This window comes from Vibrio sp. 10N.222.55.A1, assembly GCF_041473835.1.
Classification (GTDB): Bacteria; Pseudomonadota; Gammaproteobacteria; order Enterobacterales; family Vibrionaceae; genus Vibrio; species Vibrio crassostreae_C.
The window spans coordinates 1-1,553 of sequence record NZ_JBFRSX010000129.1; the positions used below are offsets into that span (position 1 = coordinate 1).

Here is a 1,553-nt window from a genome sequence, read left to right on the forward strand (position 1 = left end):
CTGGGTTGTCGTTGTCTTGGTGGAGGTCATAGTTGATGCAACCGTCTTCAGCGCGAGTGACGTCGATTAATTTCAACAGCTCTGCTTTTACCAGTTCGATTTTGTCTTCATTGGCCACGATGTTTGCAACGATAGTTAGCTTAGTCATAGTGTGTTCCTTTGTATGGAGTTGAAGCAGCTGATGGTGTGCTGCGTTGTTGGTTTGGGTGTATATTACGGTGATTATTGCAAAGTAAAAACAGTCTAGAAATTGATTTATTATCAAATTTAGTTTGAGAATTGATTTTTAAGTCTGACCATAAAGAGGGAATTAGATCGCGTTGTGTGGTGATGTGCACGGTGTTTATCTATTTGTTTTTGATAATAATTCAAATAATACCGCGTTTTTACCGTGTAAAATTTGCCGTAGGATGGCCAAATCAATTTCAATTCATTGGATAAATAGCCATGTCACAGATACATTTTCAACAGGGCCCAATACGCCCACCATCAGAAGCAGACAGTTTGCTTATCAGAACCACACAAGGGTGCCCGTGGAATAAATGTAAGTTCTGCACCCTTTTTGAAGGCATGGAGTTCTCTATTCGTCCGGTTGAAGATATTAAGCGTGATATCTGGGCGGCGAGGGCGTTTTATAAAAACAGAACCTTTGATAGCTGTTTTTTGCAAGATGGCGACTCATTCGCCATGGAAACCCAAGACTTACTTGACGTGCTCAATACACTGAAAGAGGCTTTTCCGGAGCTTAAACAGATCAGCTCTTATGGCCGGGCGCAGACCATGACTAAAAAATCGCCAGCGGAGATGAAAGCAATCTGCGATGCTGGGCTAAACATGCTTTACTGCGGTATGGAGTCGGGATCTATCGAGGTTCTAAAACTGATGAAAAAGGGGATCACCCCGAAATCAATCTTGAAGTCAGCCGAATATGCCAAGCAAGCGGGTATGAAAATGATGACCTTCATTATCCTTGGCTTAGGTGGAAAAGAACTGTCAGAGCAACATATCGCAGCAACGGCCGAGCTACTGAATCAAATCAACCCAGACGAAATTCGCATACTCTCGCTGGCGGTTAAATCGGGAACTGAATTGGATGAGTTAGTACAAAACGGCCAATTTACACCACTAACAGAGCGAGAGATGCTTGAAGAACAATATCAGCTTATCAGCAAGCTAGACGGCATAACGGGTAATTATGGCAACTTCCATGGCATCAATGTATTGACGGAACTTAATGGACAATTACCACAAGATAAAGAGACATTTTTGCGCACCATTGAGCACTTTATGATGATGAGTGAAAACGACCAGAATAACTTTGTTTTAGGTCGCCGCATGCACTATTACGCCACACTGAGTGATATGCGAAATCAGCTTATGTATGACAGCGTACAAAAAGAACTAGACCGAATTAAGCTGCAAAATCTTGGCAATCTTGACGATATTTTCTATCAACTCCGCCAACGTATGATCTAATAGTAAGGAACAGCGCAATGATAAACAATCTAGATAATTGGACGATTCAAAATGAAAACCCCAGGGCGGGAGCATAC

2 protein-coding genes are annotated in these 1,553 nt (G+C 42.2%); one reads left to right on the forward strand and one right to left on the reverse strand.

The window, feature by feature from the left end; genetic code table 11:
• The coding region (locus AB4493_RS22065; protein WP_372123973.1) for a putative quinol monooxygenase at nucleotides 1-148 on the reverse strand (148 nt) is incomplete at its 3' end.
• Nucleotides 149-447: 299 nt separating this feature from the next.
• On the opposite strand from AB4493_RS22065, the gene AB4493_RS22070 reads away from it, so the two are divergent.
• Nucleotides 448-1,476 carry a radical SAM protein gene (locus AB4493_RS22070; RefSeq protein ID WP_055023927.1) on the forward strand — a complete coding sequence of 343 codons (1,029 nt, stop codon included), beginning with the start codon at nucleotides 448-450 and terminating at the stop codon, nucleotides 1,474-1,476.
• Nucleotides 1,477-1,553: the final 77 nt, after the last annotated feature.